Source organism: Vibrio sp. RM-41-2B (assembly GCF_024744415.1).
GTDB lineage: Bacteria > Pseudomonadota > Gammaproteobacteria > Enterobacterales > Vibrionaceae > Vibrio > Vibrio diabolicus.
Window position 1 is genome coordinate 230,706 of sequence record NZ_JAMQWD010000005.1, and the last position, 16,763, is coordinate 247,468.

Below are 16,763 nucleotides of genomic sequence, written 5' to 3' on the forward strand. Positions count from 1 at the left end.
GGATGAACGATGACAACATTATTGTTTCGCTGCCCTCTCTGATTCATCGCATTGGCGGTGAGAATGCTAAACGCATTAAAGTCATTGCGGCGGATTGCGGGTGTGACGTTAAGCGAGTTAGGCGCTCTCGTCATTGGCAAGTTTCTGGAGAAGCTTTGAACTTAAAAGCGTTACTTGATCAGCTAAAAGCAGGGCAGTGTGAAGAGCTAAGGTTTGTGATGAATAAGTTGGAGAAAGGGTTATCCGTTCATCAGGACAAACTGGAACCGTTAGAAGAAAAACTGATTCGGTTGGTGGTGCAAAACCCAAATATCACCTTGGCGGAGTTGATGACAGAAACGCACTGTACGATTGCGCAAGCCAGAGCAGCTCGGTTTGAAGCGGAAATGCTCTAGCGTAGAATTTTTATTTACTCATTCTAGCAGCCAATGTTACGGTGCGGGCTATTACTAAAAATTAAGGCCATTTTTTATCATGGATATTTGGAAGCTCCTCCTTTTTATTCCCGCTTGCTTTGCTCTGAATATGACTCCAGGCCCAAACAACTTATTGGCAATGAATAATGCGCGTTGTTACGGTTTTCGTGCCGCGTTTGTCGCTAGTTTAGGGCGTATTACCGCATTTTCTGGCATGATCGCGTTGTCTGCCTCTGGGCTGGCAGTGATTTTGTACACATCAGAAATGCTGTTTTTAGCGTTAAAGCTGGTGGGTGCGTTGTATCTATTGTGGATTGCATTCAACCTTTGGCGTTCTGACTCGAGCCCGATCTCTGAGTTAACTAACTCACGCAACTATGCAGGGCTTGCGAAACAAGAGTTTACGCTTGCCGCCGGTAACCCGAAGGCGATTCTTATTTTTACTGCATTTTTGCCGCAGTTTGTTGACGTGAACGCCAACGTTCAAGAGCAGTTTTTTGCCCTTGGCTCCACGTTTTTGATTTTAGAAATGGTCGCCATTTCAATTTACGCGATTTTTGGTTTGTACCTTAGACATTGGTTTTCAAATCCAAAAATGGCGAAACGTTTTAATCGGGGATGTTCGCTGTTTTTAGCCGCATCTGGTGTGAATTTACTACTAAGTAAGCAATAACGCACATCATTTCTGAAGCGTATTTTTTCTATTAAAAAAAGAGCCGCTGATGTTATATCAGCGGCTCTTTTCGTTGATGCATCTATTGTTTGTTGTTACCACATCAAGTCATCTGGCACGACGAAATCTGCGTATGGGTCGTCTTCTGCTGGAATGTCCGATTCTGGTTCTTTCTGTTCGATGATGACGGACTCATCACGTTGAGCAATTTTATTCGCTACTCCGCGTGGAATGACAACGTAGCTTTCACCGACAATCGCAATGGCTAGAATGCCTTTAATCAACTGTTCGCGGATGAGAGCATCAACATACAGTGACTTAACCAAGGTGCCATGGGTGAAGTTATACTTAATATCGCCATCTTTTAAGTCGATCTTGTTCATCTCAATCAATTGATTGATTTGCGCTTTGATCTCTTTATTCAAACGCTCGGCATTTTGCTGTTCGCTCAATTGTTTATCACGCTCTAACTGTTGGCGTTTATTCTCTTCAACCGCCGCTTTTACTTCGCGTGCTTGAACGCGTGATTTTTTAGAGCCTTTCTTCGCTTTCTTTAGTTTCTTTTCATTAACTAAGCCAGCTTTCAGCATTTGTTCTTGAAGGGTAAGTTTTGCCATGTTTCATCCAGTTAGTGCGCAATTTTGTGCATTTTAGCGAGTCCTTATCAGCAAGGAAAGGGCGATGATGACACGTCGGAGAAATTATCGGACTCAAGCAAACGCAATGCGTCCCAAAGCATCACTTGGTTGGAGCTTAGTACAGGAATACCAAAGCGGCTTGAGAAATAAGGCAGTAGATGCATGACTCGCATGTTCGTGCATGAAATAAATACCGCGTCCACAGTGCAATCAATCGACTCAAGCAGCTGCGCTAAGGCATTTTCTACGTCTTGTCCTCCAATGGTTGGGATATGGGGATCGTAGTCGAGATTGAAATACCCAAAGGCCAGAACGTCAATGCCATGTTCGGTCATGGACTCATAAAGTGGGTGATTGACGTCATTAGTATACGGCGTCAGCATAACGATTCTTTGAGCTTGATGGTGTTCAAGCGCTCTCAGTGCGGCTTGCCAAGGGTTAGTTGTTATGGCTTCGGGTCTCTCTTGACGAATTAAATCAGTGATTTGATCGGAGCCAATGAGCACAGTAGCTGACGTACAGCCAAACGCCATGATGTTGATTGGCCACATTGGCACGATGGTGCGTACACACTCGCGGATACTGTTTTGCATGTCTGTTAAGTGCAGAGGATCAACAGTACCTGTGGTGAGAAAGCGTGAAGTGTATAAGCGAACATCTGCGGGTAAATGCTCGCGCCATTCGTTTTCTAGCACATAGTCGGTCGCGAGTTGAATGAGTCCGATTGAACGTTGATAAGCGGATACATCCGCCGAAAAATCAAACTGAGTGGTTAAAGATTGAAACGTACAGAGCTCTGGCATGTTACGGCCCTCAAAAAGTGCGGTGGTTGCCCACCGCCAAAGTCACAGGGAATAAGTTACATCGTGGATTGAATGCTGGTGAGTTGTTGAGCGGTATAGTCAGCGATTGCGGTGTCTTGAACGCCAGTCCCTGTTAAATCACATACCGAAACATCGTCAACACGCCTTGAGTAGGGGTGTTTGCCGCAAATGATGTCGCCAAGTTCGACTAGGCTACGGGTGAGCGGTTTATTTACACTGCGTAACTCGCCAAGCGACTCTGACTGACTAATTCGATCAACCACCAGATGCTCAGCATTTAGAATGACTGACGTGGCAAGTTCACGTTTATGAGGGCTGTCTGAACCCATAGCGATCACGTGTGCTCCTGATGGGATATCTTCCCAATTCAGCAAAGGTTCTTTTGATGGTGTTGTCGTGACAATAATGTCGGCTTCTTGGCATGCTTGCTGGATAGAGGAGTGTACGGATACGGATAGATCGTATCGTTGCTCCATGCGTTGTTTGTAAGCCTGCGATTTTGTGTTGTCTCTTGCCCAGATGTTCACTTGGGAGATTGGCCTAACTAATTTTATCGCAGCGACTTGGAGTTCTGCTTGAAGCCCACTGCCAATAACCGTAATTTTGGATGCTTCTGAGTTCGACAGGTATTTCGCGGAGATAGCGCCGGCGAGAGCAGTACGAATGTCGGTTAGATACCCTTCGTCAAACAATACGCTATCAACCAGCCCTGTTTTCGCACTAAAGAGGACCATCAAACCATTTAGGCTGGGTAGTCCCAGTTTTGGGTTATCAAAAAAACCTGGGCTGATTTTTATCGCGAAGCGCTCATTACCTTTGATATGCGCCGTTTTTACATCCACTTCGCCGTTATGCTCTTCGATTGCCATACTAAGAATCGGAGGCATAGTGACGTTGCCTTGCCCAAGCGCTTTGAAGCCATTTTCCACGGCCGCTAACGCATTAAGATCTAACTGAGTTGCTTGCTCTATCTGAGATTTATTATAGATTTTCATTCGCACGACCTCGGTTATTCTTTGACTTGGCGGCCAATTTTTAATGCCGTCTCAAAAGTGTCTGAAGAGACGTTTTTTCCACTGAGCACCAAAACGACTTTCTTACCGCGTAAGTCCAGTTGATGCTGGTGAATGGCGGCAAGCCCCACTGCGGCCGCGCCTTCTACGGCAAATTTTTCTGCATCGAAAATATCTGCCATGCCTTTGGCGATGTTGTGTTCACTGACTAAAAACGCTTTATCCATGACTTCTTGCACGAGTTTGAAGGTATAGCGATTGTCTAAACCTATGCCGCCACCTAAGCTGTCAGCAAACGATTCGTGCTCTTCAACTTGTACTGGTTTTCCTGCTTTAATGCTTTCTACCATCGCAGCGCCTTTGTCCATGGAAACGCCATACACGTTCACTTTGCTGCTGTTTGATTTTGCGGCTAAGCCAATACCACCAATCAATCCGCCGCCAGATAGCCCGGCGAAAATGACGTCGACATCAGGAAGATCTTCAATGATTTCTAGCCCAATGGTCCCTTGTCCGGCGATGATGTCTGGGTGTTCGAATGGTGAGAGATAGGTCATCGACTCTTCTTCTGTTAGCCTCAATGCTTCTCGCTCCGCGTCGTCTTGTGCTTGACCAACTATTCGAACTTCTGCGCCTAATGCTTTAATTGCGTCGACTTTGTTTTGTGGCACTAAATTGGACATACAAATCACGGTGCGGACTCCTAGTCGTTGCCCAGCATAAGCCACGGCACGGCCGTGATTACCAGTAGAGCAAGTGACGACGCCATGTTGTTTTTGTTCCTCACTCAGTTTGTTCATGGCATGAGTCGCTCCACGCAATTTAAAAGCACCAATAGGTTGTAGTGTTTCCAGTTTTAACCAAATTTCACATTGATATTGTTGCGATAACAGTGGTGAGTGAAGTAATGGTGTGCGACTGACTAATCCGTTAATCGCTTTCTTTGCGGCAAAGATTGCTTGTGTTTCCATCTAGTACGTCTCTTAGGACCGCCCCCTCTAATTTGGTCAGAGGGGGCGGTAATCATTGGTAGGTTTGTGAGTTGGTTAATTCGCGGCTATTTTGGCTGCCACTGTTTAGACGTGACGAGGTTATCCATCACTTTATTGACCGCTTGGTGCGCTTTGTCGACAATAGTGTCGATGTCATTACGATTCGCGATAAGCGGTGGAGCAAAGCCGAGGATGTCACCATGTGGCATGGCGCGAGCGATTAAGCCTTGCTCTAAACAGGCCGCCGCGATTTGCGGACCCACTTTCAAGTTTGGATCAAAGTGTGCTCGGCGGAGTTTGTCTGAAGAAAACTCCAACGCATGCAACAAGCCAACGCCACGAGTATCACCGACCAATGGATGATCGTTAAACGTCTCCGCCATACGTTGCTGCAGGTAAGCGCCGACCTCGGCTGCGTTTTGCACCAAGCCTTCACGTTCAATTATATCGAGGTTGCAGTTCGCTGCTGCCGCTCCCATTGGGTGACCGGAGTAGGTATAACCGTGTCCGATAGCGCCCCATTGGTCGGTGCCGTTTTCTAGCACACTCCAAACTCGTTCACCGACGATCACGCCAGATAGCGGTTGATACGCAGAGGTTAACCCTTTCGCTACCGTGATGAGATCCGGTTTCATGTCGTAGTGCAGCGAACCAAAATCGGAGCCGAGGCGGCCAAAGCCACAGACCACTTCATCCGCAATCAAGAGTACATCGTATTTGTCGAGTACTTTGCGAATCGCCTGCCAGTATCCTTCTGGTGGTGGCACAATACCACCAGTACCGAGCACTGGTTCTGCAATCATCGCTGCCACCGTTTCAGGGCCTTCTTCCAAGATCATCGCTTCGAGTTGATCCGCACAATATTGAGAGAATTCAAGCTCAGACATGCTCTCGTCTTCACGACGATAGTAATACGGCGCCATGGTGTGCTTGATGCGCTCAAGCGGTAAATCAAAATGTGCGTGGAACAGAGGCAACCCTGTCATTGAACCCGAAGCGATACTTGAACCATGGTAGCCGCGATCACGGGAGATAATTTTTTTCTTCTCTGATAGACCACGAGCATTGTTGTAATACCACACCAACTTAAGTTGAGTTTCGTTCGCATCACTGCCTGACATGCCGTAGTAGACTTTACTCATGCCTTCAGGCGCCATTTTGATGATGCGATCTGACAGTGTCACCAGTGCTTCGTTGGTATGACCGACGTAAGTATGGTAGTACGCCAGCTCTTTGGCTTGTTCATAAATAGCATCGGCCATTTCAGTCCTGCCATAGCCAATGTTCACACAATACAACCCGGCAAAGCCGTCTATCAGCTCGATGCCTTCTGAATCGGTGATGCGTATTCCGCTTCCGCTCGAGATAATTCTTCCCGAAAGCTCCCCAGCCGCATACTGCTTCAGGTGGGTTGAGGCATGAAATACTCTCTGACGGTCGATCTCTAAAAGTTGTTTGGTTTTGTTGCTCATGATCCTTCTCCTCGAATAATTGGATATCCATATTTCGTGCCTTAACTGCCACTGACGGTTGGTAAAGCGCCTAAGCAGCAGTATTTGATTTCACTGTATTCTTCAAAGCCGTGACGACTGCCTTCTCGTCCAAGCCCTGACTGTTTAACACCGCCAAATGGGATAGGGTGGCCAGTCATCTTGACGGAGTTCACGCTCACCATGCCAAACTCCAAACCACGCATGCAGCGCCAAATTTGGTGAATATCGTGACCATAAACATAGGCAGCTAAGCCGTACTCAGTGTCGTTGCTCATTTCAATCACGGTATCTAAGTCTTGGTAAGGCAACACGCCTGCCACAGGACAAAAATTCTCTTCGCGATACACCGCCATATCAGGGGTGACATCGGCCAGCAATGTCGGCGCGAAGAAGTTTTCGCCTGGTACGGGCTGGTGGTATCCCGCTACCAATCGCGCGCCTTTGTCGAGTGCGTCACGCACCAAATCATGCGCTTTATCCACCGCAGCGCGATTGATCAGCGGCCCCATGGTGGTTTTTTTATCTAAACCATTGCCTAAAACGATGTGGCTCATTTCTTTGGCAAACGCTTCCAAAAACGCTTCGTACTTATCTTCAGGGACGAAAATACGGTTTGCGGCCAAGCAGTCTTGTCCTGCGGTTTGAAACTTGGCATCGACGGCGGCTTTGGCTGCTTGCTCGACATCCATATCTGGCAGCACGATGAAAGGGGCATTACCACCGAGCTCCATACTGCATTTCTTCACGGTTTGTGCCGCGTCGCGCAGCAGCAACTTACCCACTCGAGTTGAACCTGTGAACGAGAGCGCTTTGACTTTATCGGAGTGACACAAGGTTTGTGACACTATCAACGCATCGCCAGTAATCACGTTAAATACACCAGGTGGAAAGCCGGCTCGGTCTGCTAATTCTGCCAAGGCCAATGCGGAGAAAGGCGTTTCACTGGCAGGTTTGATGAGCACCGGACAGCCTATCGCTAATGCTGCGGCGGCTTTACGGGTGACCATTGCATTAGGAAAATTCCATGGTGTAATCAGTGCTGCGACACCAATCGGTTCGCGTACCGTCGATAGCTGCGCATTCGGAATATGACTTGGGATGGTTTCGCCATAACTGCGGCGTGCTTCCTCTGCAAACCAACGAACAAAGGATGCGCCGTAGTCGATTTCACCCAAAGCATCACCTAATGTTTTGCCTTGTTCCATAACCATCAAACGAGCAAGATCTTGTTTTGATTCTAAAATCAGATCGTGCCAACGCATGAGAATTTCAGCGCGTTCTTCTGCTTGCATTTTTCGCCATTGACGAAAGGCTTGGTCGGCTTCATCAATCGCTTGATAGAGTTGTTGCTGAGATAGCTTGGTGATGTAGCCTATGACCGTCCCATCCGCTGGATTATCCACCGGATGAAATTGGTCACCACTTACCCATTTGCCATTTACGTACGCTAAACCTCTCACCAAACGTACGTCTTTCATTATCGCCATCATGTCGTGCGAGGCTTTTAATTCCTCAGCATGTAAGCTGTGCAGTGCTGTCATGAGTCCTTCTCCCAGCGTCGTTGTCCATAGTTAAACTGTAATGGAGAAGTGAGCGAAATAATTTCTGATGCCGAGGTTTAAACTATCAAAACTTTCTTTTCCACACCGTCAGATATGGTGATTTTTCTGGTCGTCTTTTAAGCGTGTTTTCCCTTTTAGAACAAGGCGTTTTGGTTCACTTCTAATGTGCCTGCATCACGTTTGATTGTTTTCGTCACGATGTAAGTAAAGTAGCGCTCAATGCCCACTTCTGACTCTAACCAGTTGTCGATAAGCCGCTGATATTGATCAATATCTTCCGACTGAATTTTGAGGATGTAATCGACACCGCCGCCTGTGGCATAACAATCAGTGACTTCTGGTGAGTGTTGAACCAGTTGCTCGAAACGTTTGAACGCTTGGGCGCTGTGCTCTTTGAGTGTAACTTCAACCATGACCGACGTTCGTTTGAACAAAACATCGGTATTTACTTTTGCCCCGTAGCCTTCAATGATGCCTGCTTCTTCCAGTTTTTTGACACGCTCCCAGCAAGGGCTCACGGATAGGTTAATGGCCTCGGCAAGGTGAGATTTGGTAATACGGCCATTGTCATGAAGTATTTGTAGAATTTTTACGTCGTAGCGATCGAGGCGCATAATTGGTCTCCCTGTAAAATACCAATCAGTTCAGAATAGTTGATGACTGGTCAACCGCTATAAGGTGGCCCGAAGGCCACTCCTTTTTCTGTTATTGATTGAACTCTTGTTCCAGTGAGCTCAGCACCGCTTTACCGCTGTCGCCTGTAAGCTCGATGTATTTGTCCCGCATTGGCATAGAGGCTTGTTTAAATGCTGCACGTTCGTCACTGTCGAGTTTGATCATCTGCATATCTGGTTTTGCTTGCTTAATTTGCTCAAGACGTTTTTGGTTAAACTCATCCTGTTTTTCAAATATAAAGTCAGTCATACCAGCGATGACTTTATTGACCTGATCTTGGCGGTCTTGTGGAAGGGTTTCGAACCAACTGTTGTTGGTAATGACAGTCGTAGTAAATTGTTGTTGTCCTGCCCAGATCATGTAGTCGTTCACTTCGTAGAACTTCATTTCTTCGATAGCAAAAACGGGGTTTACTTGACCATCGATCATTTTAAGTTGCAGAGCACCATAGACTTCTGAGTAGGGTAAAGGCGTAGGGTCGGCTCCAAACGATTTATAAGCCTCAACCAGCATTGGCGATGCCATCACGCGTATTTTGAAGTTATCAAAATCTTTTGGAGAACGAATCTCACGGTTGGTCGTCCACACCATTTCACCTTCTGGATACATAGTGAGAAGTTTGAGGTTTTTCTGTTCTAGCTTTCCGCCGAGTGTGTCATAGATAGTAGGGCTTGAACTCAGCACTTTTTTATTCACATCATTGTCTTGCGACAAAAGGTAAGGGATGGAGAAAACCTGCATTTCGGGCACGAATGAACCAAAAATACCTGGCGATGCGTTGGTAAATTGGATAATACCGTTCGCAGTAAGCTCGGTAAGATCTTCTGACTGACCTAATGTGCCGTATGGATAGACTTCCACTGTGACGTCGCCATCGGTTGCATTTTCGATGCGCTTTTTAAACTCTTGCGCATAAGCATCTTGCACCGAGCCTTTGACTTCTTCTAGAGCGAATTTCCACGTTTCTGCATAAACATTGCTGGTGGCAAAGCTGGCTGCGATCAGTACGGCACTCGTTAGGTAGCTGTGTTTCATCGGATTCATCCATTTCTTCCTTAATCAGTTTGTGAGTCAATTCACCAACGGCAGGTGATACACCAGACCCGATGTTGTGTCGTGTTTAGGGCGTGTTGACCTTTCGAGCTGATTTTTGCAGCGATTTGTGGGTGGCCTACATAAAAAGCCGATAACGCAGTAGAAATGAACCACAAAGGCTGCCCGAAGGGTTCGAGCTAGGCGCCCCCGCAAAAATCGTTTTATGCTTTGTTGAAGACCATTTGCTTAGAATGACTAGGCTGCATAGTCTTCGCCGCGCCTAAAACGATTTTACCTCGAACAAAATTTAACCGCGAAAGGTCAATACGCCCTAATAAGAGTTAGTTTAATTCGCCACAGTCTTCGGCAATTACGGCGACCGTGTCACCAATGTTGACCATGGCTGGGAAACGACGTGCAGCAAAAATCCCACTGCGCTGCGCTTTGTATTCGATAGGGTCGCTCCCTGTACGCTCGGTTGAATAGATTCTTGCCAGTACATCGTCTTGTTTGATGGTATCGCCAAGCTCAAATAAGTATTCGGTGATACCGTTGTGCTGGCTTTGCACGTAGCAACTTGCATCGGGCATATCAAGCAACCTAGTTGGCAGGGTTGGTTTTTCGTAATCACCTGATAAGTTGCCCGAAAAACGCAAGAAGTTACGAATACCACGGTCGGCATAAGCGATGGTTTCTGGAGTGCTGGTTCCGCCACCTCTGAGCTCTGTGGTGACGAAAATTTTGCCTTGAGATTCCACTGCGGTGTCGTACAGGCTGGTGGCGTCCATTTCGAGCAAGATCATGGTGTAAGGTGCGCCAAACAGCTTTGCACCTAAGATGCATGCTTCTTCTTGATCGAGGTTGTCGAGGCGATGGGCTGCGGCGAAAGGCACGATGTCTAACGTTTTACCACCTGAATGAATGTCTAACGCAAAATCGCACATGGGTACTAAGTAACGAGTAAAGTAATCCGCGATTTTTTCGGTCACTGAGCCTACAGGGTTTCCGGGAAAGCTGCGATTTAAATTCCCTTTATCGATAGACGATGTGCGCGAGGCATTTTGTACCGCAGGTAAGTTCATCATTGGCACAATAATGACGCGACCTTGGATTTGCTCTGCTTGAAGCGAGTTTGCCAATTTAAGCAGGCTGGTAATACCTTCGTATTCATCACCATGATTACCGCCAGTAAGCAGCGCCGTTGGCCCGTGACCATTTTTTATCACGGTGATAGGTATCATGATGCTTCCCCAAGCGGAGTCATCATGGGAATAGGGCAGCGCTAAAAAGCCGTGCTGCACGCCTTCTCGGTCAAAGTCTACGGTGGCTGTGATCGAGTTCTTTTGCATATCGAGTCCTTTTTGTTCTTAAGCCTAGTTCAACAGAACTTACGGTTTGAAAAATTAGTGTTTAACAAATAAGTGGCGTGGAAAATCACACAGTGTTTTTGCACCATCACGGGTGATCACAATGCTTTCGGTGGTTTCTAACCCCCAATCTTCAAACCATAGCCCCGGCATAAAGTGGAATGTCATGCCTTCTTTTAATACGGTTTTATCGGTGTCTCGCAAGCTCATGGTTCGTTCGCCCCAATCAGGAGGGTAGCTCAGACCAATTGGGTAACCACAGCGGGCGCCTTCACGTGAGAATCCTGCTTTATCGAGGACTTGGTTCAATGCGTTGGCGATGTCGGCGCAAGTATTGCCTGGTCTTGCGACTTCTAAGCCTGCTTCGAGACCTAAAGTTAATGCTTCATCTGCACGTTTGAATTTGTCGTCCGGTTCTCCAAGAAAAATAGTGCGAGAGAGTGGGCAATGGTAACGGCGATGCGCGCCAGCGATTTCGAAAAAAGTACCTTCGCCTTTTTTGAAAGGTCTATCGTCCCACGTTAGGTGAGGTGCAGAAGCATCAGAACCAGATGGCAAAAGCGGTACGATCGCGGTGTAATCGCCAAAGTGATCTTCATGCCCAAGTACTGCTTGGCGGTTAATCTCGGCGACAAGGTGATGTTTCGGCAATCCTGGCTCGATCATATCGAACGCGACGCGATGCATGTTTTCAACAATGCGAGCTGCGCGGTACATATAAGCTAGTTCTTGATCAGATTTAACGGCGCGACACCAATTGACTAGCCCGGTTGCATCGAGAAGTTGAGCATTCGGCAAGTGCGTGGTGAGTGACTCGTAAGCGGTGGCACTAAAGTAATAGTTATCTTTTTCCACCCCGATACGGCCGCGATCCCAAAGACGCGGGGCGAGTACCGCTTCTACCAGAAAATCCATTGGGTGTAATGGTGGATTCATTACATAATGGTCTGGGTAGTAGGTGATATTTTCTGCCGACATATACGCAGTTCTGTATGCCCCATTGGCATCTTGGCAGCGCCCAAACCAAACAGGCTCGCCAGATGATCCTACAACGACACATTGTGGGACATAAAAAGACCAACCGTCATAACCAGTCAGCCATGCCATGTTAGAAGGATCGTGAATGATAAGGACATCCAACTCTCGTTCTTCCATCGACTGCCGAACTTTTGTTAATCGGTCCTGGAATTCATCCAGTGTAAAATGCAAAGCAACGCCTCTCATATTTTCTCCTTGTTAAAAATCCGACGCCTTATGGGCCTTCGGAGACGTTGAGGTATTTCTACCTTCCACCAGGTCAGCCAGACCTGCGTTTAAAAACTATTGCAACTCACCACTGCGGCTGGGTTTGGATTAAACGATGCCATTTAACATGTTTGTTGAATCTATATTTCTCATGTCAATCATTACAATTGTGGCTCATTTTTGTGCATTACACCGCATTTGATGGCTAAAAACTCGCCATTTGTTAAATTGAAGTTACAATGAGCATTAAAAATGAATCAATTAAAATATTGTGTCATGACAATTTCTTTGAACCCGATCATTCGCCCAGGCACCGCTAAGTACATCTCCATTGGCAATTATCTTGTCGAATGTGTCCGCAGTGGTTACCTAAAACCCGGTACTCGACTACCCACACATCGTGAGTTTGCGGAGCAAATTGGCGTGAGCGTACAAACCGTCAGTCATGCATATGGTTATGCAGAGAAAAAAGGTGCGCTCGAGTCTTGGGTGGGAAACGGTACGTTTGTAAAATCAGGCTTTGTGGATGAAAGCACGGACACGGAGTTCATGCTGACGCAAGAGATGAAAGAAACGCCGGATGAAATTGATATGTCGATCGCTCATCCGGTAGTAACCGATCGGCACATTACGCTTTTTAATCAGGCGTTAATGGAAATTGCTGGGCAAACAAACAATCGCAGTTTGATCAGTAAAGCAAAGCCAGTAACAGGTCAGCCTCATCATATTGAGTCCGGAGCGCGATTTCTCAGTAGCCAAGGGTTAGACGTTGGTACCGATCAAATATTACTCACAAATGGTGCATGCCATGGCTTGACCTTGGCTTTAAGCACCGTTGTTGAACACGGTGATTTAGTCGCTTGTGGCCACTTAGTCGATCATGGCTTGATCTCTCGCTCGAGAATGCTTGGATTTAAGTTACAGCCGCTTGAGATGGATGAGTTTGGTATCACGCCGGATGCATTTGAATGGGCATGTAAACACAAACCAATCAAGGCGCTGTGTTGCACACCGAGCATGGCCAATCCGAATAGTGCGCATATGGATATTGTGCGCCGAGAGGCGATAGCAAATATTGCGAAACAGTATGATATCTACGTGATTGAAGATGACGTGTATGGGGCACTAGAGCCCAATCGTGTCCCACCTCTCGCTGCACTGTTACCCGAGCAGGCTTTTTATGTCACCAGTTTAACCAAAGTCGTAGCGCCAGGTATGCGTACGGGCTATTTAACGGTCCCACGTCATTTTTTGCAGCATGCGATTGGCCGTTTAGCTGCGACGAGTTGGTCTGCGACCCCGCTACCGTTTGAAGTCGCTCATTTGTGGATCGAGAACGGTACATTAAATCGACTTATTCGATTTCAAGTCAATGAATTTGCCAAGCGCCAGCGAATAGCAAAAGCCACTTTAGAAGGGCATGTTTATAGCTCACACCCGAATGGTCAGCACATTTGGTTGAGGTTACCCGAGCAGTGGAGCAGTGATGATCTGGTCGCTTCGGCTAAGCGTTCTGGGGTGCAGATCACGGGGTATAAACCTTTTGTTCTCGATACTAATCAGCCAATGCCTTACGTGCGAATCAGTTTGGGAGCAGAGACTAATCGAGGCTACATTAAGCATGGGTTATCTGTGATTGCAGAAATTCTCGATACAAACCCTCCAACCTCTCACTTTTTGGTCTGAGCAGTATGCTCTGACCAATTTTTTCTGCGAAAGCGCCAAGTTCAGAAAATCTTTCTTATTCACCTGATTGACTTGATTGTCATGAAAAAGATAACGTTTCATTAACATTTTTGTTGATCAGGAGCAGCGCGGATGAAAGGGATTTTTCAGTGGCTAGATAAATATATACAGAAATCGGAGGCGGCACTGCTCATTGGCTCGGTGCTTCTTATTGCGTTGAACTCAATTGCTAACGTGTTAGGGCGCTACCTCTTTAGCCAAAGCATCTACTTTTCAGAAGAACTCAATTATTTCCTCATTATCGCCGTCACGTTTATTGGTTGCAGTTATGCTGCCCGCCAATCTCGCCATATCCGTATGACGGCATTTACCGATATGCTTCCAAAGCGTATACAAACTTTAGCCAACGGCATTATTTATTTACTCACCGCCGCATTGGTGGCGGTGCTAACTTGGTATTCGTGGCAATACATTGGCAAGGTGAGCCAAATGGGGCGTCTTTCTCCTGCAATGCAAGTACCTTTGAGTTGGGTGTACTTAATCGCACCGATTGGCCTTTTCTTTAGCACGGTTCAGTTCGCGCGTGTGGGTGGTCGCCATATCAAACGTTTCATAACGCTGACAAAGCTTTCACGCTCATCTCGACCAGATGGCATCGGCTCTGCCACTAAGCAGGAGAAAGCGCTATGACGACCGCTCTTGTTGCAACGATGATCACGTTGTTGGCTTTTGGCTTTCCGATGTTGGTACCGCTATTAGCGGCGACCATGTTGGGATTTATTGTTTTTCTTGGCTTGGGGCCAGATTTTATGATCCAGCAAATGCTTGCTGGCATCAAACCCGCTGCGTTGATCGCAGTACCGATGTTTATTCTCGCGGCAGAAATTATTACCCGAGGCGTCGCAGCAACGCGCTTGCTAGATGTCGCAATGGCGTTTGTTGGGCACGTTCGTGGCGGTCTGGCGATCACCTCATCGCTTAGCTGTGCGATGTTTGGTGCGGTATCGGGGTCTACACAAGCCACCGTTGTTTCTGTTGGCTCTATTATGCGACCGAAAATGTTGGAGTATGGTTACAAAGACAGTTTTGCTCTGGCTTTGATTATTAACGCCTCTGACTTAGCGCTCCTTATTCCACCGAGTATCGGTATGATCATCTATGGTGTGGTGTCTGGAACATCGGTTGCTGAGCTGTTTATTGCTGGTATTGGACCGGCGATCGTGATTTTATTGATGTTTTCTGCCTACTGTTATTTTTATGCAGGTAAAAGCTCTGTAGAAAATGCCCCGCGAGCCAGCTGGAAAGAACGTTGGACCACAATACGTAAAGCGGTTTTACCATTTGGTTTTCCGATCATTACTGTTGGCGGTATTTATGCTGGAGTATTTAGCCCTACCGAAGCGGCGTCGGTTTCGGTGTTGTACGCTGTGTTATTAGAAATGGTTATCTTCCGTAAAGTGAAATGGAAGGAGCTTGGCGAAATCGCGCTTTCTACGGGCATGGTTACCGCGGTGGTATTTATCTTAGTCGCAGCAGGGGCTGCTTTTTCTTGGGTAATTTCATTTGCCCAGATCCCGCAAGAATTGTTGGGTATGATCGGGATTAATGATCTTTCGCAGACCGAGTTACTGGTCGTTATTTCAATTGCGTTCTTTATTGGTTGTATGTTCGTTGATCCAATCGTAGTGATGCTGATTTTGATCCCTATCTTTGCACCTGTGATTAAGTCCTCTGGCATTGACCCAGTACTGGTCGGCACCATCGTGACCTTGCAAGCTGCGATAGGTTCTGCAACACCACCGTTTGGCTGCGATATCTTTACCGCGATTGCCGTGTTTAAACGCCCTTATGTGGAAGTGATTCGCGGCACGCCACCGTTTGTCTTCATCTTGCTTTTGGTCTCCGTGATGCTGATTTTCTTCCCTTCGATTTCACTTTTCTTACGTGATCTAGCGTTTCGATAGTATCGACTAAACGCTCAAAGCCGCTGAATATCAGCGGCTTTTTATCTATGCTCTCAAACTGTTCAACTTATCCTGTTCTCCAGTCTCCATTGGCTGGGCGACTTTCCTGTCCAACTGCGAAAGTGGCGGCTGAATACCGCAGTTTCTGCATAGCCCAGTTGCAATGCGATATCGGTAATACTCTGAATATTCTCACTTAAACGCTGCTCGGCGAAATCCTGTCGTACTTGTTGTAACAACTGTCGATAACTTGTTTCCTGCTGTTTCAACTTGTTTTGCAGCATTCTCGGATGCAGGTCTAATGCTCTTGCAACGCGCTCCACGCTGCATTCTCCGGTCGACAACAAACGACCAATCATATTCGCTGCTTGATCACTCAGATTGTTAGGATAGCGGGTTTGCAAATACTTGAGGTGCTGTTGAAAGTGGCGATCCAGTGCGTCTTCGTCTTGGTGATTCTTAGCGTTGAGCAGGTTGGCTTTGAGCAATACACCGTCAAACTTATCACCAAAACGCAGTTTGTTCTGTTGGGCAAACTTGCTTTGCTCTACTTCCAATGTTGCGTGTTGAGTCAAATGTAGCGCGAAGTGGCTTGCTTCAATATCGAGCAAACTGGCGATAAACATGGCTAAGTGTGACACACTTAGCTGCATCAACTGCGCAATACCGCGGTCACTATTCACATCAATATTGAGCGACAATCGTACCCAATCATCTTGTGGCGTCATGTTGAGAGTAACGCCTGACGAATGCAAATAGAGATAATCATTCACCCGCGCCAATGCATCACCGACCGTTTCAGCACGAGAAACCAGCATCGGCAAATCGCCTAAACTTTGCAGGTTTTGGCGCTCGGCGAGTAACGCACCAAACAACGGTTGCTTACAACGAGCAGCCGCTTCTTCCAGTAATTCAGCCAACCTAGGGTAGGCGAGATAGGTATCGGGATCGCGAAACTGCGCGGCAGACAGGCCAACAGCGGCCATTATCTCTTGCGGATTCTGACCTAATTCTGAAACCAAGCTATCAAATTTATCGGCAGCGCCACTTCGTACGATATACATGTCTCGATTTTTAAATGTTAACAGGTTGTAAATCGCAATGTATCAAATTTACTTCGTAAAGGGTCAAGTGAGTGCCAGTGAGTTGATCTAAGTTACATTTCGATAACAACAACGCA

16 protein-coding genes are annotated in these 16,763 nt (G+C 46.9%); 5 read left to right on the forward strand and 11 right to left on the reverse strand.

The window, feature by feature from the left end:
* Positions 1-2 precede the first annotated feature (2 nt).
* Positions 3-395 (forward strand): ribosome recycling factor family protein, encoded by a 393-nt coding sequence (locus NB463_RS04485; protein ID WP_047008054.1) that lies wholly within the window; start codon positions 3-5, stop codon positions 393-395.
* A 79-nt stretch (positions 396-474) separates the two neighbouring features.
* A complete protein-coding gene (locus NB463_RS04490) occupies positions 475-1,089 on the forward strand; it encodes a LysE family translocator (protein WP_047008055.1) in 615 nt (204 codons plus the stop codon).
* A gap of 95 nt (positions 1,090-1,184) precedes the next feature.
* On the opposite strand, the gene NB463_RS04495 is transcribed toward NB463_RS04490, so the two are convergent.
* The 10 genes from NB463_RS04495 to doeA all read right to left on the reverse strand — a co-directional run bounded on the left by NB463_RS04495 (position 1,185) and on the right by doeA (position 11,912).
* Positions 1,185-1,706, reverse strand: a complete 522-nt coding sequence (locus NB463_RS04495; protein ID WP_006741387.1) for a DUF2058 domain-containing protein — start codon at positions 1,704-1,706, stop codon at positions 1,185-1,187.
* A 47-nt stretch (positions 1,707-1,753) separates the two neighbouring features.
* On the reverse strand, positions 1,754-2,530 hold the full coding sequence (locus tag NB463_RS04500) for a maleate cis-trans isomerase family protein (protein WP_258431913.1): 777 nt from the start codon (positions 2,528-2,530) through the stop codon (positions 1,754-1,756).
* A gap of 56 nt (positions 2,531-2,586) precedes the next feature.
* Positions 2,587-3,546 carry a cyclodeaminase gene (locus NB463_RS04505; protein WP_145534461.1) on the reverse strand — a complete coding sequence of 320 codons (960 nt, stop codon included), beginning with the start codon at positions 3,544-3,546 and terminating at the stop codon, positions 2,587-2,589.
* A gap of 14 nt (positions 3,547-3,560) precedes the next feature.
* The gene (gene eutB, locus NB463_RS04510; protein WP_006741390.1) at positions 3,561-4,535 is read right to left on the reverse strand and encodes a hydroxyectoine utilization dehydratase EutB; all 975 of its coding nucleotides are present in this window, start codon (positions 4,533-4,535) and stop codon (positions 3,561-3,563) included.
* 86 nt (positions 4,536-4,621) lie between these two features.
* Complete coding sequence (locus tag NB463_RS04515) at positions 4,622-6,028, reverse strand: aspartate aminotransferase family protein (RefSeq protein WP_258431914.1); 1,407 nt, start codon at positions 6,026-6,028, stop codon at positions 4,622-4,624.
* A 41-nt stretch (positions 6,029-6,069) separates the two neighbouring features.
* Positions 6,070-7,590, reverse strand: a complete 1,521-nt coding sequence (locus NB463_RS04520; RefSeq protein WP_258431915.1) for an NAD-dependent succinate-semialdehyde dehydrogenase — start codon at positions 7,588-7,590, stop codon at positions 6,070-6,072.
* 155 nt (positions 7,591-7,745) lie between these two features.
* Entirely contained in the window at positions 7,746-8,225 is a 480-nt protein-coding gene (locus tag NB463_RS04525) for an Lrp/AsnC family transcriptional regulator (RefSeq protein WP_006741393.1), read from the reverse strand.
* A gap of 91 nt (positions 8,226-8,316) precedes the next feature.
* Entirely contained in the window at positions 8,317-9,330 is a 1,014-nt protein-coding gene (locus tag NB463_RS04530; protein WP_134645449.1) for a TRAP transporter substrate-binding protein, read from the reverse strand.
* A gap of 332 nt (positions 9,331-9,662) precedes the next feature.
* Positions 9,663-10,670, reverse strand: coding sequence for a N(2)-acetyl-L-2,4-diaminobutanoate deacetylase DoeB (gene doeB, locus NB463_RS04535; RefSeq protein ID WP_170892154.1), 1,008 nt, complete (start codon positions 10,668-10,670; stop codon positions 9,663-9,665).
* Between the two features lie 54 nt (positions 10,671-10,724).
* A complete protein-coding gene (gene doeA, locus NB463_RS04540) occupies positions 10,725-11,912 on the reverse strand; it encodes an ectoine hydrolase DoeA (RefSeq protein WP_005392731.1) in 1,188 nt (395 codons plus the stop codon).
* A gap of 273 nt (positions 11,913-12,185) precedes the next feature.
* Here doeA and ehuR point away from each other — a divergent pair, with 273 nt between their 5' ends.
* From ehuR to NB463_RS04555, 3 genes are all read left to right on the forward strand, one after another.
* Positions 12,186-13,619, forward strand: coding sequence for a MocR-like ectoine utilization transcription factor EhuR (ehuR, locus tag NB463_RS04545; protein WP_170892153.1), 1,434 nt, complete (start codon positions 12,186-12,188; stop codon positions 13,617-13,619).
* Between the two features lie 132 nt (positions 13,620-13,751).
* Positions 13,752-14,309, forward strand: a complete 558-nt coding sequence (locus NB463_RS04550; protein WP_170892152.1) for a TRAP transporter small permease — start codon at positions 13,752-13,754, stop codon at positions 14,307-14,309.
* Entirely contained in the window at positions 14,306-15,583 is a 1,278-nt protein-coding gene (locus NB463_RS04555; RefSeq protein ID WP_005392736.1) for a TRAP transporter large permease, read from the forward strand. Before NB463_RS04550 ends, NB463_RS04555 begins: the two co-directional genes overlap by 4 nt.
* A 62-nt stretch (positions 15,584-15,645) precedes the next feature.
* Here the strand turns inward: NB463_RS04555 and NB463_RS04560 are convergent, their stop codons facing one another.
* Positions 15,646-16,647: an AraC family transcriptional regulator gene (locus NB463_RS04560; RefSeq protein WP_170892151.1), complete on the reverse strand. Its 1,002-nt coding sequence runs from the start codon at positions 16,645-16,647 to the stop codon at positions 15,646-15,648.
* Positions 16,648-16,763 lie beyond the last annotated feature (116 nt).

Excerpts from the sequence above, each read along its gene's own strand:
- eutB (WP_006741390.1), bottom strand. The coding sequence starts at position 4,535 with ATGGAAACACAAGCAATCTTTGCCGCAAAGAAAGCGATTAACGGATTA.
- NB463_RS04500 (WP_258431913.1), bottom strand. The coding sequence starts at position 2,530 with ATGCCAGAGCTCTGTACGTTTCAATCTTTAACCACTCAGTTTGATTTT.
- NB463_RS04550 (WP_170892152.1), top strand. The coding sequence starts at position 13,752 with ATGAAAGGGATTTTTCAGTGGCTAGATAAATATATACAGAAATCGGAG.
- ehuR (WP_170892153.1), top strand. The coding sequence starts at position 12,186 with ATGAATCAATTAAAATATTGTGTCATGACAATTTCTTTGAACCCGATC.
- NB463_RS04505 (WP_145534461.1), bottom strand. The coding sequence starts at position 3,546 with ATGAAAATCTATAATAAATCTCAGATAGAGCAAGCAACTCAGTTAGAT.
- NB463_RS04490 (WP_047008055.1), top strand. The coding sequence starts at position 475 with ATGGATATTTGGAAGCTCCTCCTTTTTATTCCCGCTTGCTTTGCTCTG.
- NB463_RS04495 (WP_006741387.1), bottom strand. The coding sequence starts at position 1,706 with ATGGCAAAACTTACCCTTCAAGAACAAATGCTGAAAGCTGGCTTAGTT.
- NB463_RS04560 (WP_170892151.1), bottom strand. The coding sequence starts at position 16,647 with ATGTATATCGTACGAAGTGGCGCTGCCGATAAATTTGATAGCTTGGTT.
- NB463_RS04525 (WP_006741393.1), bottom strand. The coding sequence starts at position 8,225 with ATGCGCCTCGATCGCTACGACGTAAAAATTCTACAAATACTTCATGAC.
- NB463_RS04485 (WP_047008054.1), top strand. The coding sequence starts at position 3 with ATGAACGATGACAACATTATTGTTTCGCTGCCCTCTCTGATTCATCGC.
- doeA (WP_005392731.1), bottom strand. The coding sequence starts at position 11,912 with ATGAGAGGCGTTGCTTTGCATTTTACACTGGATGAATTCCAGGACCGA.
- NB463_RS04515 (WP_258431914.1), bottom strand. The coding sequence starts at position 6,028 with ATGAGCAACAAAACCAAACAACTTTTAGAGATCGACCGTCAGAGAGTA.
- doeB (WP_170892154.1), bottom strand. The coding sequence starts at position 10,670 with ATGCAAAAGAACTCGATCACAGCCACCGTAGACTTTGACCGAGAAGGC.
- NB463_RS04555 (WP_005392736.1), top strand. The coding sequence starts at position 14,306 with ATGACGACCGCTCTTGTTGCAACGATGATCACGTTGTTGGCTTTTGGC.
- NB463_RS04530 (WP_134645449.1), bottom strand. The coding sequence starts at position 9,330 with ATGAATCCGATGAAACACAGCTACCTAACGAGTGCCGTACTGATCGCA.
- NB463_RS04520 (WP_258431915.1), bottom strand. The coding sequence starts at position 7,590 with ATGACAGCACTGCACAGCTTACATGCTGAGGAATTAAAAGCCTCGCAC.